Here is a 24,348-nt window from a genome sequence, read left to right as displayed (position 1 = left end):
GACACCCGGCGCGTTCTTGAATTAACAGGAAACGCCGCCTCATCCGGACGATGAAGGCGGCGTTTAATTTCTTACTTTATGCCATATTCAACATTTCCTGCAAGGTTTGAATTTTTGGACGAAATCCGTGACTTCGTTGCACAGGCTGCCCGCGCGGGCGGTTTCTCCGAGAAGGTAATCTACTCCCTGCAACTTGCTGCAGATGAAGCCGCATCCAATATTATTGAACACGCCTATGCGGGTGTCGCGGATGCGTCCCTGAGGGTTTCGTGCGATATGCAGGATGATGAAATTGTGATTACCATGCACGATACAGGCATATCCTTTGACCCGTCCAGAGTCAAACAGCCAAATTTGCAAGCAGATCTTTCCGAACGCCAGATCGGAGGGCTTGGCGTATATCTCATGCGGAAACTGATGGACGATGTCCGTTACGAATCAGACTCAAAGACAGGCAATGTATTGACGATGACCAAGCGGAGGGGATAATCCGCATGACCGCAGCAACACGAGCAGAACATCCGGAATCCTGGGATTGGCTTCAACTGGCCAGCCTTGGGGAACAGCTGCGCAGTGAAAATTCGCTCAGTGCACAGCGCGACCAAATCATATCCATGACACAGAACCTGCTCAAGGGATCTGTGGATGTTTGGCTGCAGGAGAATATTTTCCGCCTGCCGGATTGGGGTGAGGGCCGTACCTTTCCTCCCCAGCCTGCGCTTGATGGAATGAAACTTGCCATCAAGGCTGGAAAACTCCTCACAAAAAACGGCAGGGCAAAAAATGCCGCATCACGCTCGACTTTTGCCGCCATCCCGCTTGAGGATCGGGGGATTACCCTCGGTGTTCTCCAGATCACCCGCCCCAGGGGACCTGCCTTTTCCAACGAAGAACTGATTCTTATTCAAGGCCTCGCCCAGATCATTTCCGTCAGTTTGTTCGCATCCCACCGCGCCGAGGTTGAGCAGTTCCGGATCCGGCAGTTGAACCTCGTGCGGGAGGTCAGCACGCAGATTGCGAATGTCCTTAATCTGGACGAACTTGCCGCGCGTGTCACTGGATTGATCCAAAAGACCTTTAATTTTTATTATGTGGCCATCTTTACGTTGGAACCGAATTCCAACGCGCTTCGATTCCGTTCCAGTGCCGTTGCATCGCGCAAAGGCAGGCGGAAAGCCTCCATCGCGCTTGAAGTTGAAGTAGGCCAGGGGTTGATCGGGGAGGCGGTACAGCATGGAAACCAGATCGTTTGCGACGATGTCCAGGCCGATTCCCGTTACCGTTTCATTGACAGTTTGCCCGAGACGAAATCCGAGGTCGTTATCCCGCTGAAAATTGAGGATCGTGTACTGGGCGTGTTGGATGTGCAAAGCAACCAGCACGGCGCTTTTCACCCCAATGATCTGTTGATCCTGCACGCGCTTGCGGATAACATTGCCCGCGCAGTGGATGGCGCGCGGTTATACGGCGATCTGCGCCGCCGCGCCGACCAGCTCACACTGGTCTCTGAAGTAAGCAAAAGCGTAACATCCACGCTTGACCTCTCACAGTTGATGCGCGACGCCGCATCCTTGATCCATGAAAAGTTTGGCTATCCATATGTCTCATTGTTCACGGTGCATCCCAACCGCCGCCTGATCGTGTACGAGGCGGGGAGCGGGATGCGCAGTAAAGGCTTGGAGGATTTCTCTATTTCCCTGGATGATGCACAGGGCATCATGCCCTGGGTGGCACGGAATGGGCGGACCGTGCTAGCGAATGACATTACAAAGGATGATCGTTTTGTCCCCTCGCCTCTGCCTCCCAAAAACACCCAATCCGAACTTTGCGTGCCCTTAATCTTTAACGATACTGTGGTCGGTTTGCTGGATATTCAATCCGACAGGTTGAATTCATTTACAGAGCACGACCGCGTCATGTTCGAGGCGGTGGCAGATACGATCGCGGCAGCGATCCGTAACGCGGACTTGTATCGCTCCGAGCAGTGGCGGCGGCAGATATCCGATAGTCTGCGGGAAGTGGCTGGTTTGGTCTCCAGTAATGTAGGCGTTGATGAGGTACTGGAGACGATCCTCTCTGAATTGGACCGCAATCTTCCGATTGATATATCGGCAATCTGGTTATTGCAGGATGGCGAACTCTGTTTATCCGCGGCACATGGCGTGGATGCCGGCCGGCTGGAAAGTGCGTGCATTGTCAATCCGGATGCGACCTATGCCATGGCGGAAGCCTTGATGTCCGATCTTCCCATTATCCGCCGCGCTGACGAACCGATCTGGCCCAGCGGGCTGACGGCGGGATATGAAAGTAATTACTCATCCATTGCCGCGCCTTTGCGTGTGGGAGACCGTCCGCTGGGTGTGTTGACGCTCGCGCACCACACTTCCGGGCGATATGGCCATGAAGCACAGGCCATCACCACCACCTTTGCCAGTTACGCCGCCGTGGCGATTGAGAATGCCCGTCTGTATGATGCCGCGCAGGAACAGGCGTATGCGTCTGCGGCGCTGTTGCAGGTGGCGCAGGCTGTCGTCAGTTTAAGCGATCTCGACGAAATCCTTGCCTCCATTACGCGTATCATGCCGATCCTTGTGGGCGTGAAACGTATTGCCCTGTATCGCTGGGATTCTGAGCGCATGTCCTTTACCGCTTCGCAGGAATACGGTTTTTCGGAGGACGAGGAAGCGCTCATGACCGAAAGAGAATTTCGTGCAGGCGTGTTCCCCCTGCTGGATTTTGTGAGCGAACAAAACCTGTTAATTACGCATCCGCTCAAGCCGAATGCCGCACCAAAGTCCTGGTTGAAGATCAAACCTCAGGTCCAGCTTGATGCGGAGATCGTGAACGCCGACCGTCTCCTGATGGCGGTGCCGTTGTCCATCAAGAATGACCTGTTCGGCGTCATGTTGATCGAAGAGACCGAGAACGGGCGCCGCTTCCGCTCGCGCCGCATCGAGATCATCAACGGCATCGCACAGCAAGCCGCGCTGGCCATTCAGAACGACCTTTTGCAGCAGGAGATGGTGGTGCGCGAACGCCTTGAAACGGAGGTTCAACTTGCCCGCCAAATTCAACAGACCTTCATCCCGGAAACATTGCCGACCCACCCCAAATGGGAGATTGCGGCACGCTGGCGCACGGCCCGTCAGGTGGGCGGGGATTTTTATGATGTGATCGAACTGCCGAATCGCAGGTTTGGAATCTTCATTGCCGATGTTGCGGATAAGGGCATGCCCGCCGCCCTGTTCATGGCGCTCACACGGACGCTGGTGCGCGCTGCTGTCCTTGAAATGGATTCACCCGCCGAGGTAGTACGCCGTGTGAACGACCTGCTTTTGCCCGATACGCAGCAAGGCATGTTCGTGACCGTTGTTTATGGGGAACTGGATTTGGAACAGGGAACCTTTACCTTTGTGAATGCCGGGCACAACCCGCCCTTCTGGGTGAAGTCGAACGGTGAGATCGAAAAACTGACCCGCACAGCGGTTGCACTTGGCGTGATGGAACAACCATATATAAAGGAACGTACGATCTCCCTTGTACAGGGTGAGACACTCCTGCTGTATACCGACGGTCTCACCGAGGCGTTTTCCGCCGAGGGTGAAATGTTCGGCGATGAACGCGTGATGGATGCGCTGAAATCGTCACAGACGGGTTCGATGGAGGACATAATCCGCAGCGTTGAGGAACATCTAAATAAGTTCATCGATGTTGTACCTCTCGGTGATGACTTAACCATGCTGGCCGTACGGATGCTTTGACGACTTCTATTTCGGGATTGGCAGGCTGTAGCCGCCGTCCACCACAAGCGTTTGTCCGACGATCATCGCCGCGGACGGGGAGCATAGGAACGCGACGACCTCTGCCACTTCCTGCGGCGTGATCAGCCGTCCAGCGGGGACTTCCTTGACGAACTTATGGATGACATTTTCCTGCCCACCCATGGATGCAAAATGATTCAGCGCCTCGGTCTCCACGACGCCGGGTGACACGGCGTTGACATTGATCCCCTTTGCAATCAACTCCACGCCCAGATAGCGCGTCAATGACTCCAGTGCCGCCTTGCTCGCACCGACCACGATGTAATCCGGCAGCACGCGCACCGACCCCGTGCTCGAGATGCTGACAATTTTCCCGCCCCCGCGTTTCTCCATGAGCGGGACGGCCCGCTGCGCGGCGAACAGCAGGGCGCGGGCGTTGATGTTCATCGTCCAATCCCAGCCTTTGGGTTTCTGTTCCATTGCGGGACGGTTGTACCCTGAAGCCGCGTTGTGGACGAGAATATCCAGCCCGCCGAATTCCTTTTCAATTTCATCAAACAGACGGTTCAGGTCATCGAGGTCGCCAACATCCGCCTTGACAAGCAATGCGCGGCGGCCGAGTTTTTCCACTTCACGTGCGGTTTCCTCGGCCGGCGCGCGGTTGCGGAAAAAATTGATCACCACATCCGCACCGTGTGCTGCGAAATGCAGGGCAATGGATTTGCCGATGCCGCGTCCCGAACCTGTGACGAGTGCGGTCTTATTTGAGAACAATTGGGTGGACATAAGATACGTCTGGATTCCTTTGATGACGGCAGTATATCATTGGATATTTCCAAATGGTACAATTACTTCAGGCAGCCAAATGAAATCACTTATTAATGGAAAAGTCTGGATCATCCTATTGGCATGTGCCGCCCTGATCGGACTGGTTGTCCTCGCTTCGGGGTTAAATGGAGTGAAATTTGATCAGCCGAACATGGTGGGATTTGACAACCTGTTCAGGCTTTCCAGTACCGCCAATCCAGAGGATGTGCCTCAATTTTCCTGGTTTCGATATTTTATTATCGGCATGTTCATTGTATTGTTTCTGGTCATGCTCGGTCCCATCCGCCCGCAGACCAGCAAGGGATTGCTCACCCTCCTGCTCCGCTTCTTTGCTTTCGCATTTGTGGTGATGTTGATCATGGGCCGCATGGCTCAAAACAACCCCGCCCTGTTTGATGGGGGGCAATCCCTCACGACCGTACCGGACGGAAACGTGCAGCCACAGCAGTTCATTCCACCGCATGTAACCCCGCAGTGGGAGTTTTGGATCACGTCCTTGATCGTCGTTACAATTGCTGCGTTTGCCTCGGTTATATTTAACCGATTCATTGATAAATGGTTGCAGCCAAAAAAGGGGTTGGATGAGATCGCTGAAATTGCCCGTTCCACGTTGAACGATCTTTCAAAAAATCAACAGTCCAGAAATGTCATTATCCGAAGTTATACACGCATGCATGCTGCGGTACATGAATATCGCGGCATTATCCGCGAAGCTGCCATGACGCCTGCTGAATTTGCAGAACAACTCGAAAAGGCGGGCTTGCCCAGTGCAGCGGTTCAGGAGCTGACGCGGGTGTTCGAAAAAGTCCGCTATGGAGGCCAGCGCGTCACTCCCGAAGAGATCAAGGAGGCAAGGAATTGTCTGACCAGCATTCTGAAGGCATGCGTAGCAGAACAGTAAAATTCTGGAAACCGCTTCTCTTCATCGCATTATTAATTCTTGTTGCAGCCTTGATATTTCCCCTGGGCCGGCTGGCAGCCGGTGCTGCGGTTCGATTTGCGGCGTTCCTGGCCTGGTCCCTGAATGTTATGGGCAGGGCGATCCCACAGCAGGTGTTGTGGTTGTTTTTATTGCTCCTGATCCTTTACGTTGCGGTGGGGAGTTTTTACGGAAAACGCTACAGGGAAGAATCAAGCCCGGAGAGTACATCCCCAGTGGTCGGTCCGGTGGAGGTGATGGCGGGGTACATCGAGCAAAGATATCGCGGGATCTATTTCAAGTGGCAGATCGCACATCTGCTTGGGAAGGTCCAGCAGGCGATTCAACAAAACGCTTCAAACAAGACCTCGGAGCGAATCCCGTTGCCGTCGGAAAGAGTCCAGGCTTTCCTGGAGGCGGGGGTACATACATCTTATGCAGATTATGCGCCTGAGGGGTTGATGTTAAAGAATGCATCCACTCCGCTCGACATCGAGCTGGAACAAGTGGTGGATTATCTCGAGGCACAAATGGATATCAGACATGATCAGTAAGGCAAATGGTGTTGCGCTGACATCACAAAAGGTGATGGATGAGGTGGAACGCGCGGTCGTGGGCAAGCGCAGTGTGTTGGAGTTGATCATGTCCGCTGTGCTTGCGGGTGGCCATGTGCTCCTGGAGGATTTTCCCGGGCTTGGCAAAACATTGATCGCACGTTCATTTGCGGCTGTGCTGGGACTCGATTTTAAACGCATTCAATTCACCCCGGATCTTTTGCCCGGCGACATCACCGGCGGCTATGTATTGGACCGCGCGCACAATCGTTTTCTCCTTCGGCGGGGACCGATCTTCTCGAATATCGTGCTTGCGGATGAAATCAACCGCGCATCCCCAAAGACCCAATCCGCTTTGCTTGAAGCCATGCAGGAGGGACAGGTTACGCTGGAAGGTGAAAGCATGCCTCTGCCCGAACCATTTCTTGTGATGGCAACCCAAAATCCGATTGAATACGAGGGCACATTCCCTCTGCCCGAAGCGCAATTGGATCGCTTCATGCTTAAACTGTCCATTGGGTATCCTGATGTGGCGGAGGAAAAAGAAATCCTGAATCGCCGTCACACACGCCGTCAGGAGGATGTGGAATTGAAGCCCGTCACCTCGGCTGCAAAGTTAATGAAACTGCGTGCAATGGTTGAATCGGTGCATGTGGATTCTGATCTGGAAGGATATATCGCCCGCCTGGTGCACGAGACTCGCAATGATCGCCGCGTGGCGGTGGGGGCCAGTCCGCGTGCCTCGCTGGCTTTCCTGAAAATGGCCCGCGCCCACGCTGCGTTGAATGGACGGGATTATATTTTGCCCGACGACATCAAACGTTTTGCCGCGCCAATCCTTTCACATCGCATTATGCTTCTGCCTGAATATTGGGTGGCGCGTGACATTACCGCTGAAGTCATACATGATGTGTTTAGAAAGGTCGCTGTGCCGGTGGTTGCTGGAGCATAATGAGCCGCATTGCACTGCTGGCGGCTCTGATCTATCTCATCATCCTGGCCGGCATAGGCACGTTGAACGGGGGGATGGTGTCGCTGGCGCTGCCTTTGGTTTTGTATTTGCTTGCAAGCCTTTGGCGCGGACCGGAGGAACTGCATCTCTCCGCCGAGCGAGCCATCAGCGCGGAAAGAGTCGCGCCCGGTGACACTGTCACAGTTGAATTGAAAGTCATAAATCATGGCGAGGCGTTGGAGCAGGTTTTGCTCCATGATCCGCTGCCCGCTTTCCTCACCGTTGTGGAAGGCGCTTCGAGCCGGCTGGTGAACCTGCCAGCGTATGGAAGCATTTCATGGGCGTATACCTTGCAGGGAAAACGCGGCAGTCACTACTTTGACCACATCACGGTGATCGCTGAAGACCGGTTGGGATTGGTGGTCAAACGCGCGGCTCTTCCCACACGCGGGCAGTTGCTTGTGCTGCCCTCAGTTTCCCGCGTCCGACACATTGTCATACAGCCCCGTCAGACTCGCGTGTACTCAGGCGTGGTACCCGCCCATCAAGGCGGAACGGGAATTGAGTTCTTTGGCTTGCGCGAATATCAAATTGGGGATTCGCCGCATCACATCAACTGGCGCGTTTCCGCGAGACAGGACGGCGTAATCTATTCCAATGAATATGAACAGGAACGCGTTGCGGATGTTGGCATCGTGCTGGACGGCAGGCGCAAGGTCAACGAATTTGGCGGCGGACGTTCGATCTTCGAAGATTCTGTCCTCGCCTCGGTGGCTGTGGCTTCATCCCTGCTTTCTGAGGGAAACCGGGTTGGCTTGTTCATTTACGGCAAGCGCAACAAATGGACATCCCCCGGCTATGGCAAACATCAACGCGAGCGCATTATGCAAGACCTCGCGCTGGCGGAAACAGGCGAATCCCGGAATTTTAATTCCTTGATCATCCCGCGCAAAGTATTTCCGCCCAATTCGCAGATCATTCTCATCAGCCCATTGAGCGGGGGAGATGTCCCCCTGCTGACTCAATTGCGCGCGCGCGGCTATCAGCTCCTGGTCATCAGCCCAGACCCTGTTTCCTTCGAGTCCCGCGGACTTGGCGATAGTCCTTCGATAAAGCTCGCTGCACGCATTGCCAGACTCCAGCGCGAGGTTCTCCTGCGGGAATTGCGCCACGTGGGAATTTATGTTGTCAATTGGGACGTGGCGCATCCATTTGAACAAGCGGTACGCGCTTCATTGAGCCGTCCGACCGCATTTTTACATGCAATTCAGCGGGGAGTGGGAAACAGATGACCCGCAATTTTGTTTACATTTCCGTTATCGCCAGTACTGCCGCATTGACGTATGGTCTTGCTGCAAATGATTACATTCCCGTTTCGATAACTGTTGCGCTCCTGGGGATTGCATGGATCGTCCTTTTCATGCGCGGCTTGCATCGCTTCTCTGGCTTTGCATTTGCGGTCATCATCGTCATTTCCCTCGCTTCCCTCTGGGCGGATGTATCCCCCGGGCCGGCTTTGGCTGGCGTGATCTTTTCCCTGCTTGCATGGGATTTGACGAAATTTTTCCAACGTCTGCAAATGACGGATAGTCCGCAGGATGCGGGCAAAACGGAACGAGCCCATTTTGTGCGCCTCGCCCTGGTGATCGGTTTGAGTTTGGCGGGATATTTTGCCGCCACCCGCATCCACGTCACTCTAACATTTGGTGCGGCGGCCTTGCTTGCTCTTCTTGGAATTTGGGGAATTAGCGCACTGGTCTATCGCCTGCGCAGCCGCGAATAATCTGAAATTTGCATGGCCGGGGCGACCCGCCCGGCGAAAGCAAATCGCCTTGCTAATAATCATTGAAGGGTCGCCCCGGCCTTTTCATCAGTACAATTAATCAACATAAATATTCAAGTCCGAACAATCAAATCGATTCCCGCAATTGGGACAGCTGATTTTGCAATTCTTTTCATGCATCTCGCTGCCGCAGCGGTCGCAGATCCATTTTCTCTTTTCATCCCATACGATTTGCTTAAAAAGGGATTTATTAAACCTGCCGATATTCTTCCTCCCCAGCATTTCCAGTTCATGCACCACCGCTTGAGCATCATCCCGAAATTTCTTAATCTGAATTCCCCTGCAAACATCCGGCCAATCTGTCAGCCACTTTAAACTCCTCCCATGGACTTTGATGGCACCTTCATAATTTCCGCGCATGATGAGCAGATAGGTCACTGCAATTTGTAAAATTCCTCGATACAGGTTGCGGATTTCTCCGATCTCATCCCTCCAGGCTGTTTCCAGCTCCTCGTGGGCGTCGAAGAATTTTCCCTCGTTAAATAATTTCATTCCCTCGATTGCTTTGGGATGCAAATCTCCATGACAACTCAATTCATTCATCGTTCTTCCGCCTTCATTATCTGTTGCATTCGCGTATTTTTGCAGTATATCATGCAGAGTATGTGCAAAATGGCAGGGAGTGGCTAAAAGGATGGGCTGAAAATCCCATACCACAGAGATCACGGAGTCCACAGAGGTTTTTTGAGAGGTTTTCCCTGTGATCTCTGTGCGCTCTGTGGTTAAATCTTTTGGCAAGTCCACGAGATCAGCCACTCTGAAATGGCAAACTTTTTATTTCGATGCCAATTGTTTGCTATAATCCATCCATGATTTACCTTGATTATGCCGCCACCACCCCGGTCCACCCGCGGGTTTTGGATGCGATGACACCATATTTCAGCGAGTTATTTGGGAATCCATCATCCACTCATCGTTTCGGGCAAAAAGCTGAAGCCGTGGTGGATGAAGCCCGTGAGAAAGTCGCTGCTATTTTGAATTGCAAACCGGATGAGATCGTCTTCACATCGGGCGGTTCCGAAGCGGATAATCTTGCTCTGCGCGGCGCGGCGATGGGCAGACGCAGCGCTTCCGGCGCGAGCTGGATCCTGACCGCCAAAACCGAGCACCCGGCCGTGAGCAAGACTGCGATCCAATTGGAGAAAGAATACGGCTTCCTGCTCGAATGGCTGGATGTGGACGAATTTGGCGGGGTGACGCCTGAATCATTGCACAGGGCGGTTTGCAATAACACAGCCCTGGCTTCGGTGATGGCTGCCAATAATGAGATCGGCACGATCAACCCGATTCAAGAACTGGCTGAAATTGCAAGGAAAAATAATATTCTTTTTCATACAGATGCCGTGCAGGCCGTCGCGTATCTGGATGTGAATGTGGAAAAACTCGGCGTGGACCTGCTGTCACTGGGTGGACATAAATTCTACGGACCGAAAGGCGTGGGTGCGTTGTACGTCCGCAAGGGGACGAAACTGGTTCCTCAGCTCACAGGCGGCGGACAGGAATTCAGTCTGCGGGCAGGAACGCATAATGTGCCGTATATCGTCGGCTTTGCGGAAGCCCTGCAACTCGCCGTGGATGAGCGCGAATCCCGCACGGCGCATGTCAAACCCCTGCGGGATCATATGATTGGTACCGTCCTTGAAACGATCCCCGATGTGCGTCTCACGGGTCACCCTGAACAGCGTCTCCCCAATCATGCCTCATTTGTCTTCAGGGATGTGGACGGCAACCTGCTCCTGCAAATGCTTGATTCGGCCGGCTTTGCTTGTTCCTCCGGCTCTGCGTGCAAGACGGGCAACCCCGAACCAAGCGAAGTCATCACCGCGCTCGGCTATTCCCGCGATTGGTCGCTGGGTTCGCTGAGAATTACCCTCGGCATTGACTCGACGCCGGAACAAATCGAATCATTATTGAAAACACTTCCCGGCCTTGTTGAAAAGACGAGAAAATTAAACCCAAGATAATTGACTCTATGTTCATTCGTGGCATATTCCTTTGAAAACCAAGATCATCACCCTCGAATCTCACGATGACCTGATTTCCGTCCGCGACAGGCTTTCGTGGGCGAAAACGCCGCGCATTCTGCTGGTCTGGCCCAAGTATGAAAAAGTCACCCTGCGATTGCTGGATTTGAAAGTCCTGCAGCGTCATGCCGATTCACTCGGGGCGCAGTTGGGATTGGTCACCCGCCGCGCGAAGGTGAGGCGGGATGCGGAGTCGCTTGGCATCCCTGTTTTTAAATCATCCGCCTCGGCTCAAAAGGATCTGTGGCCTGCCTCCCCGCCCCGCACTCAGCACATGCCTGCGCCTCCCCGCCGGGGACTGCGTCAGATGCGGGAGGCTGTGTACGTTAAAGAGCCTGCCTGGAGAACAGCCCTTCTTGGAAGAGTAATCACATTCACGCTGGGGGTGACTGCCGTTTTGGTGCTGGCAGGCCTGTTCGTCCCGCGTGCGGCGCTGACGTTGTATCCCGTATCGCAGACTCAATCCATCCTTATTCCAGTGAATGCCAGCTTGTCCATTGGATCCGTATCCATTACCGGCAGTGTTCCCGCCCGCAGCATATCCGTCGTTGTGGATGCGGAGCAATCCATGGATGTGACCGGCCAGGTCGTGCTGCCGAAATCAAAATCGAAAGGCATCGCACGCTTTACGAACCTGACCACGGATCAAATCGAAATTCCCGCAGGGACGGTGGTTGCCACGCAGTCGCTGATGCGCTTCGTCACCTTGAAGGATACGCTTCTGGCTGCCGGGGTTGATGAGTTTGTGGAAATCCAAATCGAGGCGTTGGATGCAGGCTCGCAGGGAAATGTTGAAGCGGACTCGGTTTTGATCGTGGAGGGGCCGCTCGGGCTTTCCATCTCAGTGACAAATCCGGAAGAAACATCCGGCGGCACGGATACCAAGGCGATCGGCGCGACGGATGACGACCGCGCCAAATTACGCGACAGGCTGTTCGAAACCTTACGCCGCTCTGCTGAAATGCAAATGCGCGCACAAATCGGCGCGGATGATCTTTTATTGACGGATACTTTTGAAATCACTGAAACCCTGCTGGATGAATTTTCCCCGCCCGAAGGGCAGGCAGGCAAAACGCTCACGTTGAACATGAAGGTGGACTTTTTTGCCAGGTACATTTCATACGATGATTTGAATCAACTGGTTGTCTCTACATTGAACGGGTCCATTCCGCAGGGATTTTCCCCACTCGGCGGGGCGACCTTCAAGCCGCTGGCCGACCCGCTAACCGATTCCTCCGGTGTCACCCACTTTGAATTGGAGGCCGCACAGATCACGTTTCGCAGGATCGATGAACTCAGGGTGTTCTCGATCATTCGCGGACAGGATCCCATGCGCGCGCAGGCTGAATTGATGAGGGCGTTTCAATTGCGCGAACCTCCGCAAATTACACTGCTCCCCGCATGGTGGAAGTGGCTGCCCCTGATTCCATTTAACATTTCCGTGGAGGTCGGGTAGGGGCAACCCTGCCTTTTGTCATGAGGATCCTGGCAGTGGACCACGGCGAAAAACGCATCGGACTCGCCCTCAGTGACCCGACCGCCACCATCGCCAGCCCGTTGAGAGTCGTGCGGCATGTCTCGCGCATCGTGGATGCCGCGCAGGTCGCCGAAATCGCCGCGCAGAATGAAGCGAGCCTGATCGTCGTCGGTCAGTCGTTCGATGAGGACGGGGAGCCCAATCCCGCCGGACGCCGCGCGGCGCGCTTCGCCGATGAACTCCGCAACCAGACCGATACCCCCATCGAAATGTGGGACGAATCTTTCAGCACCCAAATAGCCCGCGCTGCCCGCATCGAACTCGGCATCTCAAGAAGGAAACGCGCGGGCCATCAGGATGCCTACGCGGCAGTGGTAATATTGCAGTCCTATCTTGAAGCCCATCGTACCTAAAACAACCATGCGTCGATATCAATATTATTTCATCCTTGCTTTACTTGTCCTTGCCAGCCTTGCCTGCGTATTTGCCTTCCTGTATTACATTCCTGCACAGGCCTCGCTTCTCTACGGTCCGCCCGCAAGCCATCTTTCGATTTCAAACCGCATCGAATATTCCGCGCGCCTGCTCATGCATGGAGACAGGCTCATCACACCGCGCGACCCGAATGGGATTGAACAGCCCTTCCATATCGAAGGCGGCGAACCCGTGAGTTCCATTGCAAACAGGCTCGAGGAGCTGGGCTTCATTTCCAGCGCCGATGCATTCTTTGATTACGTGGTCTACAGCGGCATCGACCTGACCATCCAGGCGGGTGACTTCACCCTCAGCCCCGCGCTGTCCATTGTAAAGGTCGCACAGACATTGCAGAAATTTTCTCCCGGAGATGCATCGCTCGTGATCCTGCCCGGCTGGCGGATGGAGGAGATCGCCGCCTCGCTTCCGACCTCGGGCTTGTCCATTGACCCCCAAACATTTCTTGCCGCCGCACAGACCCCATCCCAGGTGCTTGCGTTTGCATCTCCCGCCACCATGGAGGGATTCTTCTATCCGGATACCTATACCCTGCCGCGGGAGACAACCGTTGACCAGCTGCTGGATGCCGTCGCGCGTAACTTTGTTGTCCATATCTCGGGCGACCTACAGGAGGGGTTTGCCAGCCAGGGACTGAGCCTGTATCAAGCCGTCATCCTCGCTTCCATCGTGGAGCGCGAAGCCATTCGCGCGGAGGAATCCGCGCTGATCGCCTCCGTGTATTTGAACCGCCTCGCCATCGGCATGAAACTGGATGCCGACCCGACCGTCCAATACGCGCTTGGGTATCGTCCGGATACGAATTCATGGTGGAAGAGCCCGCTCTTTTTGAATGACCTGCAAGTCAGTTCGTCGTTTAACACCTATCAGATCGGTGGATTGCCGCCCGCGCCCATCTCCAACCCCGGTTTGGAAGCCTTGCAGGCGGTGGCATTCCCGCAAGCCTCCCCGTATTACTACTTCCGTGCCGCATGTGACGGCTCCGGCTATCACGTATTCGCGGTCACATTGGAAGAACAGATCGCCAATGCCTGCCCCTAATATTATTATTTCCTGAACGAATCCCACACCTCCAGCGCGGATTTGGGCGTGCCGTCGAATTCACGCAGCCCCACCGAACCGAACATGGACAGTGTCTCGATATCCGCATCGCTTTGACCCTGTTCGCGCATGAACTTCGCGTAGGACTCCATGTCGAAATCGCTGAGCAGGAGATAGATCCAAAAGGCAAGGCGTTCGCCGCCAAGTTGTGAATGGATGGCGTTGAGATAATCCACCTGGTCCTGGTCGTCGCCGTGGAACGGATCAAAGTCGCGGCTGATGAATCCGCCTTCGGCAATGGCAACAGGTTTATCGGTCCGCGTGAGAAGCGGGGTATAGTAATCGGATGGAATGTCCGCCCCGTTTTCCATCACCGCAAAGGGATACGATGAGATCACCCAAAGATCCAGGCTGGGTTCAAAGGCTTCGACCAGCTCCCATTTCGTGTCGTAGGGTGTGCCGCCGGTCGGGTCGGTCAAAAAGAGATTGTTCAGATCCTCCCATTGGAAGGTGACGAAGACCTGCGTCTCCGGCGCTTCGGCTTTGACCCTGCCATACACTTCGCGATACAAGCTGACGAAGTGGGGCGCGTCTTCGGGATGAAAATCCATGTAGGTGTTGATCTCGGAGGCGAGGCCGAGATGGCGCGGATGGAACTCGCGCACGATGCGCAGGGTGTAATTTGTGAACGCTGCGCGGACATCCGGGTTGGCAAAGCTGGCCTCCCAGCCGGCCGGCAGGCCGAAGAACTCGCGGCGGTTCAAGCCGTTGAGCGGGTCCACGACGTAGATGATCTCGAGGTTGTTCTGCGAGGCGAGGATGTATTGATTTGTGACATCGGTAATGCGCTCGGATTGGACATTCGCGCCGTTTACGAACTCCTCCCACGGCGGGTTTTGTTGCAGCAGTACCACGTCGGCATGTTCGCCGAAATCCAGGTACATTTGCAGGACGCTTTCAAGCGTCGCTTCGGGCGGGGAGGGGAAAAAACCGTAGGCGGTTTTGCCCGAGTCGAAAATGGATGTTTCCGCTGCGGGCGGGGGGGTTGGCGCCCCGCCGCCGCAGGCGATGGACATGATAAACAGGATGAAAGTGAAAATGGTAATCCGCCGCATGATCTACCTCTATGGAGTATTACAAGGATTGGCTGGGAAATGTTGCGGCAAGCTGCCATTACTTTTGTTTTTTCAATAAATATCCAGCGCCCTGCATCCCAGCCCCAAGCAAGACCAGCGCCAGTCCCTGCCATATGACCGGGCTGAACAGCGTCTGCACCATCGCGGAGGCAAGGTCGCCGGCGTAGTCTGAAAGAATGGGGGGCAGGTAATTTGGCATTTGGGCAAGCAGGAGGCGCTGGAGGATCCCGCCGAAGACGGGTCCGCCCAGCAAGGCGGTCACAAAGGCGATGACACCCGTGAGTGCAAGCGGGATTCCCCACCAGTTCAGCCAGCCCCTCAATGACCGCACCCCGAAGATCAGGATCCCCAGCAAAAATGAAACCGGCAGCAGCGGACTGATCCGCATGTACGCGCGGGCGGTTTTCAGCCTTTGCCGCGGGTCATTCTGAAGCGGCGCACTGACGATGACTAACTGGTCGGGAATCGCCGCCGCCGTAAATTGCAATTGTCCCTGAATGACAGGGATGAGCATCGGTTGCAAGTCGGCGGGCGGGTTGCAAAACTCGATCTGTCCGCCTGAAAACAGGTCGAGAGTCATCTGCCCGATCTGAAGCAGGTCACAGGTGGGCAATGTGCCCAGCAGGGAAAAAACCGCCTGCACACCCCTGTCACTCGTCAGGCTCGCTTTGAGCGGGGCGAGGTTGAGCAGAACCGTATCTGTTTGCAGGTTGAAGTAGGCGAAGGTCGAGTTAAGCGCGTCGTTTCCCATCACCTGCAGCATCTCAGGCGGGAGCAACGTGCGGAAGAACGCCTCCCATGCATCCCTGTCCATGCCTTGCACCATGCTGGGGAACCGGCTTTGGTCTGCACCCGAGGATGTCATTGCCTCCGCCATCACAGCGGGCAGTTTATTGTAGAAATCATCCCGCGCGAAGGCACGCTGATAGGTTTCGGCGGTAAAGGCTCTGCGGTCGAAATTGAAGAGAAAAAGCGAGGCGACCGCTGTGAAAACAAAGGAGAGCGCGCAAAATGCGGCGATGCTTTTTCGTAAGGTTTCCATAAAGTAATCCTGTCATTATGAGCGCCGAAGGCGCGGAGCAATCTCCTGGTTACATGGGGTTGCTTACCACTTCGTGGCACACGTCGTCGGACTAAAGTCCTCCTCGCAATGACATTAATTCGCGGTCAATATCTCGATCAGGTCCTGGGTCACGGTTTCCGCGTTGCCTGCGCCGAGCAGGTCCAGCAATTCGCCGGTAAGTTCCGCCTTGCGGTCGGCGTCCGTGCGGCTCCACGTGCGGCTCTTGATCTCGAGGAAATGTCCCATGCCCGGTTCCTTTACTTCATCGATGTTGATGAAGAACTCCGTGTCCTTATAGCGGATGTGCCAGCGCAGGCGGTCCTTCTCGATGGAAATTTCCTGCACGGGTTTGAAGTACTCGCGGTAGAAACGCAGGGTGTGAACCGCGGGGGCGAGGAAGCGGCTGCGCGAGAGCAGCACATCATGCCCGATCTCGTCCTCGCGTTTTTGGCCGAGCAATGTCAAACGCGAGCGTACATTTTCCACGTCGCCTTTTTCGTTGATGAGATTGTCCTCGCGGAAGCGCAGGCGTCCCTGGGCCGGATCGTCGAAGAGGAAGTAATTGTCATATTGGTGATAGTGTTTATGTGCGGTGACTTCGATCTCCGGTCGCTTCATTTTTCGGACCAGTGAGTCTGGTTCCGTTACCTTGACCTTCACCTGCACCTCGAACGACTCCTGCTCCATCGAACCGCCCAGCGCGATCAACTTGGAAAGCACAGACTGTTCGCGTTCGATCAGGAAGGCGTCGATCCTTTGCGCCAGTTCGCGTGCCTGTTGAAGAAGCTCCGCCTCTTTCAGCGTCAGCAGTTCATGGTCACGCATCAACCATTTTCCATTCACCATCACATCGGTCACATCGGTGGATTTGGAGGCGAATACCAGCTGGGCGTAGGCATTGTGAGGGTCCCGTTTGAAGCGCGGGGAGTTATGGACGGGGGAAGTGTCCACCAGGATCAGGTCAGCACGTTTGCCCGCTTCCAGCGACCCGGTCAAATGTCCGATATGAAGCGCTTGCGCGCCCATGCGGGTGGCCATCAGGAGGGCGGTCGCCGCCGGGACGACGGTCGGGTCATTCGATGAAGCCTTCGCAACGAACGAGGCAAGGCGCACTTCCTCGAACATGTCGAGGTCGTTGTTCGAAGCGGGGCCATCCGTGCCGATGCCGACATTCAGTCCGTTTTCGAGCATTTTTTGCACGGGCGCAAAACCAGAGGCGAGCTTGAGATTGGACGAGGGGTTGTGCGAAATGCCTGCGTTCGCATGCTGCATGGTTCGCATCTCGCCGACGTCGATGTGGACGCAGTGCGCCGCGATCACCTTGGCTTCGAAGATGCCCTGCTTTTTCACGTACGGCACAACGGGCATGCCCTGTTCGTTGCGCATGGTCTCCACTTCGAACGCGGTTTCTGAAATGTGAATGTGAAGCGGCACATCGAATTCTTTTGCGATATCGGCGCAGGCGCGCAATATTTCCGGCGTGGTGGAGTAGGGCGCGTGCGGCGCAATCGCGGGGATGATGAGCGGATGGTCTTTCCACTTTTTGATGAACCCGCGCGCATAGGCGAGCGAGTCTTCGAAGGCATCCGCATCCGGCGCGGGATATTTCATGATGGACTGTCCGCAGACCGCGCGCATGCCCGCATCGGCGGCCGCCTGGGCGATGTCGTCTTCAAAGAAATACATGTCGTTGAAGGTGGTCACTCCGCTGCGGATCTGTTCCGCGCAGGCGAGGGATGTGCCCAGCCGCACGAATTCAGGCGAGACGAACTCCCGCTCCACCGGCAGCATGTAGCCCATCAGCCAGACGTCCAGGCGCAGGTCATCGGCAAGGCCGCGCAGCAGGGTCATGGGTACATGCGTATGCGCGTTGACCAGTCCCGGCATCAGCACCTTGCCGCCGCAATCGACGGTTTCATTTGCCGAATATTTCTTTTTTATATCCACTTCGGGACCCACTGCGATGATCGCATCCCCTTTGACGGCGACTGCGCCGGGATCGTATTGGTTCAGTTTTTCATCCATCGTCAGGACGATGGCGTTGAGGAAGAGCGTATCTGCTTTTTGTGTCATTCGGTCTCCTTGTTTGTTGCAGTGTAAGGCGGGTGGCAAACCCGCCAGGTATGTGGTTTATGAAAAATATCAGGCTGAATGCCTGACTTGCTATCTCCAATTCAACAGCACTTCCAATGCTCTTAGATTCTGTTTGAAATCCGTGTATCGGTGCGTGGATAGTTCCATGTCCACTGCCACTGCGCCGAGTTCAACCGCGTAATCGGCGAGGGTGCCTGTGAAGACGCACCCCGTATCGATGGGCGGGAAGCGGTAGCCCGTCACGTTGGCAAGCGCTTGTGCAAATTCTATCGAATTTTTTTCCCAGGGCTCGCCGCCGGGGAAAACGCCCAGCGCGGCGCTATGATAACTGATAAGAGCCTCCACCTTGTGGCTTTGCAAAAAATACATCAGTGCGCGCGTCTCCGGTTCGGAGCCGGGCCCTGTGCCGCCCGTGGTCGGACCGTAATTCCAACAGCCGCTGCGGTCCCATGTTGAAGACCAGTTTGTGGGGAAGTTGCGGTTCAAGTCCACGCCGTGGTCGTTGACGCGCCCGTCAATGCCGTGGTCGCGCGCATCACCGTCCGGGTTCAAGTTGCGCAGGATGTAGAGCGTCACGTCGCCGGGGATGATCTCGGGGTTCTCGTAGATATGGGTGATCAATTCATCGGCAAGCGCGATCGTGTTCCACTCATAGCCGCCGTGGATGCCCGCCACGATCATCCTTTGTTTTCCGCCGTTCCCAAAGGTATACACTTCGATCGGGCGTCCTGATACCGAATAGCCAATGACCGTGCGGCGTTTGTCGCCTTCGGGCAGTACGAAGGGTGTGGCTGTCTCCACCACGATCATGGTGGAGAGCGGATTGGGTGTGACCGTCGGAAGGTATAACGACGACAGGTCCGGCGTGTAGGTGGCCGGCAGGGCGGCAGGATACACTGGTTTTTGTTCCTGGGGCGCTGCCAAAGCGGGTTGCAGCGCCCAGTACGCCACCAGGACAAGCGCAATCCCTCCCAGCCCGATGATGTTCAACGCCCATGCAAGGATGACCCAGGGATTGTCTTTGCGTCGCTTCGGCGCAGGCATTAATTCATTTCCTCCATGGTCGTCCGCAGCCAGTTGAGGGCGAGGTTCACGCTCCAGCGCGGCAGGCTCTTGGGTGGTCCGCCGAAGGGGATGCGGTGAGTCTTCTCGCCTTTTGGCGTGATCATTGCCATCTCAGCGGCGCGTTCGTCCATGTAAACGGAAACGCCCAAGGCGATATCTGCCTTGGAAGCGGCTCGGGCGGCACGCAAGGCGTCCATCAGGGAGGCAGGATTCAGATTGGGGATGGAGGTGGTCTGCGGGATCTTTCGCGCCAACATTCCATCCAATCCCGACTCGATCGCGGTCAGACTCAAGCCGCGGCTTGCCACTGTATCCAGCGTGACTTTATCCAGCCTGTCATCATCCGCGCCGAAGACGATATTCCCAAGCCGCTCGCGTACTTGCGCCTCAACCTGTGCGATCATTCCATCGGCTTCATGTTCAGTCTTTGCTTTTGCCGCAATGCGGACATCCACCACGCCTGTGTGCGCGGCAAGCCCAACAGTGGGATTGCTGAGCGTTTCGAGATCGGCGATCTTTTCATCGATCACGCCCTCGCCAAGGCCCGCACAATGCAGGACGCGGATCTTGAGAATTTCATCGAGAGGAAAACGCTTTTGCAGGTACGGGATGATGGATTCATGCAGGACGTGTTCCATTTCATTGGGCACGCCAGGCAGGGAGATAACCGCGTTGCGCGGCGTTTCAACGATAAAACAAGGTGCCGTGCCAACGGGATTGCGAATACCGATGGCTCCCTTTGGCACATACGCCTGTCGCTTTTGGTTTTCAGACGGTTTGCGGCCATATCTTGAAATCGTTTCAACAACTTGTTGCCATAGGTCTTCGCGGAATTCGGTTTCCGCGCCGATAGCTTTGGCAACCGCTTCGCGCGTGGGATCGTCAATGGTGGGACCCAATCCGCCCGTGGTGATGACAATATCGGCGCGTTCCATGGAATTATGAATTGCACTTGCAATGCGATCCACATTATCGCCGATGGTGATGGTGCGGTATAAATCCACGCCCAACCCGCGCAGGCTGCGCGCAATGTGGCGCGTGTTCGTATCCACGATCTCGCCGAGTAATATTTCCGTGCCGATGGTGATGATTTCTGCTGAGGTCATAAGGTTGGTCTGGTGGTTGAGTAGCCCGACCGAAGTGAGGGCGTGTCGAAACCACAAATTTCAATCAACTGTTGGTTTCGGTACGGCGGACGAACGCCGCCTGCTCAACCAACGAATTTACACCACATTGTACTCTTTTATCAAACGCCCTTCTTCAAAGCGTTTTAAATCGAGCATCGAAACATCCAACGTGGAATATGTACCATCGAGAATATACTCGCTCATTAACTTTCCGGAGACAGGTCCGTGCATGAAGCCGTGCCCCGAAAAGCCCGTGCAGACTGTAAAGCCTTTTACATCCGTCGCGCCATAGATCGGGTGCGCGTCGGGCGTCACTTCGTACAAGCCCGCCCAATGAGATGCGCGGCTGGCTTTTTCCACGATCGGCATGCGCTCGATCGCGGCTTCAAGATTCACCAACTCGAAATCTTCGTCCACATTTTGGTCGAAGCCAGGTATTTCGTTTTGATTGCTCATGCCGATCAGCAAACCCTCGCCCTCGCGGTGAAAGTACAACGACTTTGCAAAGTCAATGACAAACGGAAAATCCATGGGAACTTCCTTCAGCGGATTTGTGGTGAACATCTGCCTGCGGAGGGGGACGATGGGGAGTTCGACTCCCGCCATCTGACCGATCAGCCCTGCCCATGGACCTGCCGCATTCAACACCATGCGCGTCTGGACGTCGCCGAGGCTTGTCTGCACTCCCCGGATTTCTCCCCCGCCGACGGTGATGCCCGTCACCTCGGCGTGCGTGACGGCTTGCACGCCCATCTTCTGCGCCGCGCTGACGTATCCCATCACCACGCCGTTCGGGTCCACGATGCCGTCTTTGGAATTGAACGTGCCCGCAAGCGCGTCTTCGAATCTCATCAGCGGCAGCCGTGCGCGGACTTCGTCCCCGCTCAACAGTTGGGTTTGCACGCCGAGGTTGTTTTGCAATTCCACGTTGTGTTTAAAGGTTTCGGCATCTTGTTCGTTGGTCGCCACGAGCAAATAGCCGCATTGGACGTAGTTCACATCCTGCCCCGTTTCCTCTTTGAAGCGTTCGATCATCGGCAGGCTTTCCTGCGAAAGCTTGACGTTGATCTCGGTCGAGAACTGGTAGCGTACCCCGCCCGCGCACCTGCCCGTTGCGCCGGTTCCAAAAAACTCCTCCTTTTCGAGCAGGACGATGTTTTTCATGCCGTGTTTTGCTAGGTGATACGCGGCGCTTGCCCCCATCACGCCCCCGCCGATGATGACGATGTCTGTTGTGGTTGGTAGGTTCATGGTGTCATTTTCCTTTTCCTAAAACTTTATCTCCTGCCCCAATCCCAATGCCTTGGCGTTCTTCAAGGCCAGTTGAGCGGCGATGGCATCCTGTACCGCCACGCCGACCGATTTGAAATAGGTGATCTCGGTTTCCGATTGCCTGCCCGCTTTTTTGCCAAGGATGATCTCGCCCAACTCCGCGCGGACATGTGCTTCGGTGATCAATCCAATTTGCATCGCCTGGATCAAGTCTCCAGCTTCGGCAAGGACTGCCAGACGCGAGTCCACGAAGACTTTGGCGCGCTGGATGGTTTCCGCTGGCACCTCCACCATCTCCGGCGTGTACGAGCCGATGGCGGAGATGTGTGCGCCGGGTTTGACACCGGCATCCGTGAAAACGGGTGTGGTGGAGGTGGTGGCGGTGCAGATAATGTCCGCATCTTCGATGGCGGCTTGGGCTGTAGGAGCAGGCTCGAGCGTGGAAGGAATCGCGCCCTGCCCTGCCATTGCCTTTGCAAAGGCAATGGCGCGTTCGGTATCCGAGTCGAATACCCATGCTTTTTCGATGTTTCTCACGGTACATGCCGCTTCGAGTTGGGTGCGTCCCTGCGCGCCGGCGCCGAAGATGGCGACGACCTTGCTGTCCCTGCGGGCGAGCAGGTCAATCGCAGCGCCGCTGCCGGCGCCCGTGCGGATGGCGGTGAGAGAGCTGCCCTCGAGCATGGCAGAGACGATCCCTGTGGCCGCTTCAAATGCGACGACTGTTGCTTGAATGTAGGGTAGTCCGCGCGCGGGGTTGTCCGGGAAGATGGAGACGATCTTGACGGCAAGCGCATCCGCTTCCTCGGTGTGGACGAAGGCGGGCATGAAGATGGCTAGCGCGTCATGGTTGGGGATGGGCAAACGCGTCCGTAAGGGGACTTCAGCCTGCCCGTCCGAAAGGGAGGCGTAGGCTTGTTTCATGGCTTCGATGACGTCGCGCATCGGTAGTGCTTTGCGGACATCCTGTGCGTTAAGTATCAACATATATACCTCGCTGATTATGGGATTGCTTCGGGCTTGGTTTCGATATGGACTTCGTCCTACTCAACCACCAACCCTTGCAATGACATATATTCAGGTAACAAAAACGCAGAGGACATGATAGTACCTCTGCGTTTGCGTGCATTGCAGGCTTTCTATTCCATGCCCAGATAGGCTTTTTGAACTGTTGGGTTACTCTTCAGGTTCTTGGCTGTGTCGCTGATGACGATCTCGCCCGTCTGTAGAACGTAACCGCGGTGGGCAATGGACAGTGCCATGAGGGCGTTTTGTTCCACCAGCAGGATGGTAGTGCCCTGCTGGTTGATCCGCTGGATGGTATCGAAAATCAATTCCACCAGCACGGGCGCAAGGCCCATGGATGGTTCATCCATGAGCAGGATGTCCGGTCTCGACATGAGCGCCCGCCCGGTGGCAAGCATTTGTTGTTCGCCGCCGGAAAGAGTGCCTGCCACTTGAGAGCGGCGTTCCTTGAGGCGCGGAAAAAGCGCGAAGACTTTTTCCATGTCCTCCTTCATTTCCTGTTTGCTGGTGCGGCTGTATGCGCCCATCTCGAGGTTTTCGGTGATGGTCAGGCGGGTGAAGATGCCGCGCCCTTCCGGCACCATGGAAATCCCCTTGTAGACAATTTCATGCGCCTTGTATTTGAGCAGGTCCTCGCCCTCCAGTGTGACTGTGCCAATGCGGGGTTTGAGCAGACCAGAGATGGTCCTGAGGGTGGTGGTTTTTCCAGCGCCGTTCCCGCCGATCAATGTTACGATCTCGCCACTTTTGACCTCGAGCGTGACCCCTTTTAGGGCCTGGATATTGCCATAGTAGGTGTGAACATTATTGATGTTGAGTGTTGACATTTTAACCTACTGTTCCCTAGGATTTCTTTTTGCTTGAATGTTTTTCATGGGCGTTTTCCATGCCGTCTGTTGCGGCGCCGCGTCCAAGGTAGGCTTCAATCACCCTCGGGTTGGTCTGGATCTCCTTCGGCGTACCTTCCGCGATCTTTTCGCCGTAATCAAGCACGGTAATTTTCTCGGATATGCCCATCACCACGCGCATGTGGTGTTCGATGAGCAGGATGGTGATGCCAAGTTCGTCGCGCAGGCGGCGTATGAATGCGGTCAGGTCTTCGGTTTCACGCGGGTTCATGCCGGCGCTGGGCTCATCCAGCAGGAGCAGTTTTGGGCGTGTGGCGAGCGCGCGTGCGATTTCAAGGCGTCGTTGTTCACCATAGGGAAGGTTGCGGGCCAGCATGTCGCCTTTGCCTTTGAGGCCCACATAGTTAAGCAATCTTTGTGCTTCTGCGAGTGCCCCTTTTTCTTCGGCACGATTTCCAGGTGTGCTCAACACTGCGCTGAACCAGGGAGAGTGCAGGAAGGCATGTTGACCGACCAGGATATTTTCCAGCGTGGTCATATCAGCAAAAAGGCGGATATTTTGGTAGGTGCGCGCAATGCCGAGGCGGCTGATCTGGTCCGGGCGGAGATGGTGGATCTCGGTCTCTTCAAATGTGATTGTGCCTTCGTCAATTTTTCCAAAACCGGTGATGCAGTTGAAAAACGTCGTTTTGCCTGCGCCGTTCGGCCCGATGATGCTGACGATGGATTTTTCCGGGATTTCAAAATCCACGGTATTAACAGCCACGAGTCCGCCGAAACGTTTGGTCACTCTTTGTGCGGTTAGGATGTGTGCCATCATGATCCT

22 protein-coding genes are annotated in these 24,348 nt (G+C 55.3%); 11 read left to right on the top strand and 11 right to left on the bottom strand.

Annotation, left to right across the window (positions count from 1 at the left end; genetic code table 11):
• Positions 1-78 precede the first annotated feature (78 nt).
• Together QY332_18350 and QY332_18345 are read left to right on the top strand one after the other, a co-directional pair.
• Positions 79-489 carry an ATP-binding protein gene (locus tag QY332_18350; protein ID WKZ35576.1) on the top strand — a complete coding sequence of 137 codons (411 nt, stop codon included), beginning with the start codon at positions 79-81 and terminating at the stop codon, positions 487-489.
• Between the two features lie 5 nt (positions 490-494).
• Entirely contained in the window at positions 495-3,761 is a 3,267-nt protein-coding gene (locus tag QY332_18345; GenBank protein WKZ35575.1) for a GAF domain-containing protein, read from the top strand.
• Between the two features lie 6 nt (positions 3,762-3,767).
• Here the strand turns inward: QY332_18345 and fabL are convergent, their stop codons facing one another.
• A complete protein-coding gene (gene fabL, locus QY332_18340) occupies positions 3,768-4,547 on the bottom strand; it encodes an enoyl-[acyl-carrier-protein] reductase FabL (protein WKZ35574.1) in 780 nt (259 codons plus the stop codon).
• Between the two features lie 79 nt (positions 4,548-4,626).
• On the opposite strand from fabL, the gene QY332_18335 reads away from it, so the two are divergent.
• The 5 genes from QY332_18335 to QY332_18315 are packed head-to-tail and all read left to right on the top strand — an operon-like array spanning position 4,627 to position 8,797.
• Positions 4,627-5,490: a DUF4129 domain-containing protein gene (locus tag QY332_18335; GenBank protein WKZ35573.1), complete on the top strand. Its 864-nt coding sequence runs from the start codon at positions 4,627-4,629 to the stop codon at positions 5,488-5,490.
• Entirely contained in the window at positions 5,472-6,062 is a 591-nt protein-coding gene (locus QY332_18330) for a hypothetical protein (protein WKZ35572.1), read from the top strand. Before QY332_18335 ends, QY332_18330 begins: the two co-directional genes overlap by 19 nt.
• Entirely contained in the window at positions 6,052-7,014 is a 963-nt protein-coding gene (locus QY332_18325) for a MoxR family ATPase (GenBank protein WKZ35571.1), read from the top strand. The genes QY332_18330 and QY332_18325 overlap by 11 nt, the downstream gene beginning before the upstream one ends.
• Positions 7,014-8,306, top strand: a complete 1,293-nt coding sequence (locus QY332_18320; GenBank protein ID WKZ35570.1) for a DUF58 domain-containing protein — start codon at positions 7,014-7,016, stop codon at positions 8,304-8,306. The genes QY332_18325 and QY332_18320 overlap by 1 nt, the downstream gene beginning before the upstream one ends.
• Complete coding sequence (locus QY332_18315; protein WKZ35569.1) at positions 8,303-8,797, top strand: hypothetical protein; 495 nt, start codon at positions 8,303-8,305, stop codon at positions 8,795-8,797. Before QY332_18320 ends, QY332_18315 begins: the two co-directional genes overlap by 4 nt.
• A 96-nt stretch (positions 8,798-8,893) precedes the next feature.
• On the opposite strand, the gene QY332_18310 is transcribed toward QY332_18315, so the two are convergent.
• Positions 8,894-9,400, bottom strand: coding sequence for a DUF309 domain-containing protein (locus QY332_18310; GenBank protein WKZ35568.1), 507 nt, complete (start codon positions 9,398-9,400; stop codon positions 8,894-8,896).
• A 266-nt stretch (positions 9,401-9,666) separates the two neighbouring features.
• Between QY332_18310 and QY332_18305 the strand changes: the two genes are divergently transcribed.
• The 4 genes from QY332_18305 to mltG are packed head-to-tail and all read left to right on the top strand — an operon-like array spanning position 9,667 to position 13,891.
• Positions 9,667-10,821 (top strand): cysteine desulfurase family protein, encoded by a 1,155-nt coding sequence (locus QY332_18305; protein WKZ35567.1) that lies wholly within the window; start codon positions 9,667-9,669, stop codon positions 10,819-10,821.
• A 31-nt stretch (positions 10,822-10,852) separates the two neighbouring features.
• Complete coding sequence (locus QY332_18300) at positions 10,853-12,337, top strand: baseplate J/gp47 family protein (protein ID WKZ35566.1); 1,485 nt, start codon at positions 10,853-10,855, stop codon at positions 12,335-12,337.
• A 20-nt stretch (positions 12,338-12,357) separates the two neighbouring features.
• The gene (gene ruvX, locus QY332_18295; GenBank protein WKZ35565.1) at positions 12,358-12,771 is read left to right on the top strand and encodes a Holliday junction resolvase RuvX; all 414 of its coding nucleotides are present in this window, start codon (positions 12,358-12,360) and stop codon (positions 12,769-12,771) included.
• Between the two features lie 7 nt (positions 12,772-12,778).
• Positions 12,779-13,891, top strand: a complete 1,113-nt coding sequence (gene mltG, locus QY332_18290; GenBank protein WKZ35564.1) for an endolytic transglycosylase MltG — start codon at positions 12,779-12,781, stop codon at positions 13,889-13,891.
• A gap of 5 nt (positions 13,892-13,896) precedes the next feature.
• On the opposite strand, the gene QY332_18285 is transcribed toward mltG, so the two are convergent.
• The 9 genes from QY332_18285 to QY332_18245 form a co-directional block, all read right to left on the bottom strand.
• The gene (locus tag QY332_18285; protein WKZ35563.1) at positions 13,897-15,006 is read right to left on the bottom strand and encodes a hypothetical protein; all 1,110 of its coding nucleotides are present in this window, start codon (positions 15,004-15,006) and stop codon (positions 13,897-13,899) included.
• 58 nt (positions 15,007-15,064) lie between these two features.
• On the bottom strand, positions 15,065-16,069 hold the full coding sequence (locus QY332_18280) for a hypothetical protein (GenBank protein ID WKZ35562.1): 1,005 nt from the start codon (positions 16,067-16,069) through the stop codon (positions 15,065-15,067).
• Positions 16,070-16,183: 114 nt separating this feature from the next.
• Positions 16,184-18,163 carry an amidohydrolase family protein gene (locus tag QY332_18275; GenBank protein ID WKZ35561.1) on the bottom strand — a complete coding sequence of 660 codons (1,980 nt, stop codon included), beginning with the start codon at positions 18,161-18,163 and terminating at the stop codon, positions 16,184-16,186.
• A 90-nt stretch (positions 18,164-18,253) separates the two neighbouring features.
• On the bottom strand, positions 18,254-19,228 hold the full coding sequence (locus tag QY332_18270) for a M14 family metallopeptidase (protein ID WKZ35560.1): 975 nt from the start codon (positions 19,226-19,228) through the stop codon (positions 18,254-18,256).
• Complete coding sequence (locus QY332_18265) at positions 19,228-20,355, bottom strand: molybdopterin-binding protein (protein ID WKZ35559.1); 1,128 nt, start codon at positions 20,353-20,355, stop codon at positions 19,228-19,230. The genes QY332_18270 and QY332_18265 overlap by 1 nt, the downstream gene beginning before the upstream one ends.
• A 117-nt stretch (positions 20,356-20,472) precedes the next feature.
• Positions 20,473-21,627: an FAD-dependent oxidoreductase gene (locus tag QY332_18260; protein WKZ35558.1), complete on the bottom strand. Its 1,155-nt coding sequence runs from the start codon at positions 21,625-21,627 to the stop codon at positions 20,473-20,475.
• A gap of 18 nt (positions 21,628-21,645) precedes the next feature.
• A complete protein-coding gene (locus tag QY332_18255) occupies positions 21,646-22,635 on the bottom strand; it encodes a hypothetical protein (protein WKZ35557.1) in 990 nt (329 codons plus the stop codon).
• Between the two features lie 152 nt (positions 22,636-22,787).
• On the bottom strand, positions 22,788-23,501 hold the full coding sequence (locus QY332_18250) for an ABC transporter ATP-binding protein (protein ID WKZ35556.1): 714 nt from the start codon (positions 23,499-23,501) through the stop codon (positions 22,788-22,790).
• A gap of 16 nt (positions 23,502-23,517) precedes the next feature.
• The gene (locus QY332_18245; protein ID WKZ35555.1) at positions 23,518-24,342 is read right to left on the bottom strand and encodes an ABC transporter ATP-binding protein; all 825 of its coding nucleotides are present in this window, start codon (positions 24,340-24,342) and stop codon (positions 23,518-23,520) included.
• Positions 24,343-24,348 lie beyond the last annotated feature (6 nt).

Source organism: Anaerolineales bacterium (assembly GCA_030583885.1).
In the GTDB taxonomy this organism is placed as follows: Bacteria; Chloroflexota; Anaerolineae; order Anaerolineales; family Villigracilaceae; genus Villigracilis.
This window is presented reverse-complemented; position numbering and strand designations above follow the sequence as displayed.

What these genes read in the sequence shown, in the direction of transcription:
- QY332_18350 (WKZ35576.1), top strand. Translation starts at nt 79, where the DNA reads ATGCCATATTCAACATTTCCTGCAAGGTTTGAATTTTTGGACGAAATC.
- QY332_18345 (WKZ35575.1), top strand. Translation starts at nt 495, where the DNA reads ATGACCGCAGCAACACGAGCAGAACATCCGGAATCCTGGGATTGGCTT.
- fabL (WKZ35574.1), bottom strand. Translation starts at nt 4,547, where the DNA reads ATGTCCACCCAATTGTTCTCAAATAAGACCGCACTCGTCACAGGTTCG.
- QY332_18335 (WKZ35573.1), top strand. Translation starts at nt 4,627, where the DNA reads ATGAAATCACTTATTAATGGAAAAGTCTGGATCATCCTATTGGCATGT.
- QY332_18330 (WKZ35572.1), top strand. Translation starts at nt 5,472, where the DNA reads ATGCGTAGCAGAACAGTAAAATTCTGGAAACCGCTTCTCTTCATCGCA.
- QY332_18325 (WKZ35571.1), top strand. Translation starts at nt 6,052, where the DNA reads ATGATCAGTAAGGCAAATGGTGTTGCGCTGACATCACAAAAGGTGATG.
- QY332_18320 (WKZ35570.1), top strand. Translation starts at nt 7,014, where the DNA reads ATGAGCCGCATTGCACTGCTGGCGGCTCTGATCTATCTCATCATCCTG.
- QY332_18315 (WKZ35569.1), top strand. Translation starts at nt 8,303, where the DNA reads ATGACCCGCAATTTTGTTTACATTTCCGTTATCGCCAGTACTGCCGCA.
- QY332_18310 (WKZ35568.1), bottom strand. Translation starts at nt 9,400, where the DNA reads ATGAATGAATTGAGTTGTCATGGAGATTTGCATCCCAAAGCAATCGAG.
- QY332_18305 (WKZ35567.1), top strand. Translation starts at nt 9,667, where the DNA reads ATGATTTACCTTGATTATGCCGCCACCACCCCGGTCCACCCGCGGGTT.
- ruvX (WKZ35565.1), top strand. Translation starts at nt 12,358, where the DNA reads ATGAGGATCCTGGCAGTGGACCACGGCGAAAAACGCATCGGACTCGCC.
- mltG (WKZ35564.1), top strand. Translation starts at nt 12,779, where the DNA reads ATGCGTCGATATCAATATTATTTCATCCTTGCTTTACTTGTCCTTGCC.
- QY332_18285 (WKZ35563.1), bottom strand. Translation starts at nt 15,006, where the DNA reads ATGCGGCGGATTACCATTTTCACTTTCATCCTGTTTATCATGTCCATC.
- QY332_18280 (WKZ35562.1), bottom strand. Translation starts at nt 16,069, where the DNA reads ATGGAAACCTTACGAAAAAGCATCGCCGCATTTTGCGCGCTCTCCTTT.
- QY332_18275 (WKZ35561.1), bottom strand. Translation starts at nt 18,163, where the DNA reads ATGACACAAAAAGCAGATACGCTCTTCCTCAACGCCATCGTCCTGACG.
- QY332_18270 (WKZ35560.1), bottom strand. Translation starts at nt 19,228, where the DNA reads ATGCCTGCGCCGAAGCGACGCAAAGACAATCCCTGGGTCATCCTTGCA.
- QY332_18265 (WKZ35559.1), bottom strand. Translation starts at nt 20,355, where the DNA reads ATGACCTCAGCAGAAATCATCACCATCGGCACGGAAATATTACTCGGC.
- QY332_18260 (WKZ35558.1), bottom strand. Translation starts at nt 21,627, where the DNA reads ATGAACCTACCAACCACAACAGACATCGTCATCATCGGCGGGGGCGTG.
- QY332_18255 (WKZ35557.1), bottom strand. Translation starts at nt 22,635, where the DNA reads ATGTTGATACTTAACGCACAGGATGTCCGCAAAGCACTACCGATGCGC.
- QY332_18250 (WKZ35556.1), bottom strand. Translation starts at nt 23,501, where the DNA reads ATGTCAACACTCAACATCAATAATGTTCACACCTACTATGGCAATATC.
- QY332_18245 (WKZ35555.1), bottom strand. Translation starts at nt 24,342, where the DNA reads ATGATGGCACACATCCTAACCGCACAAAGAGTGACCAAACGTTTCGGC.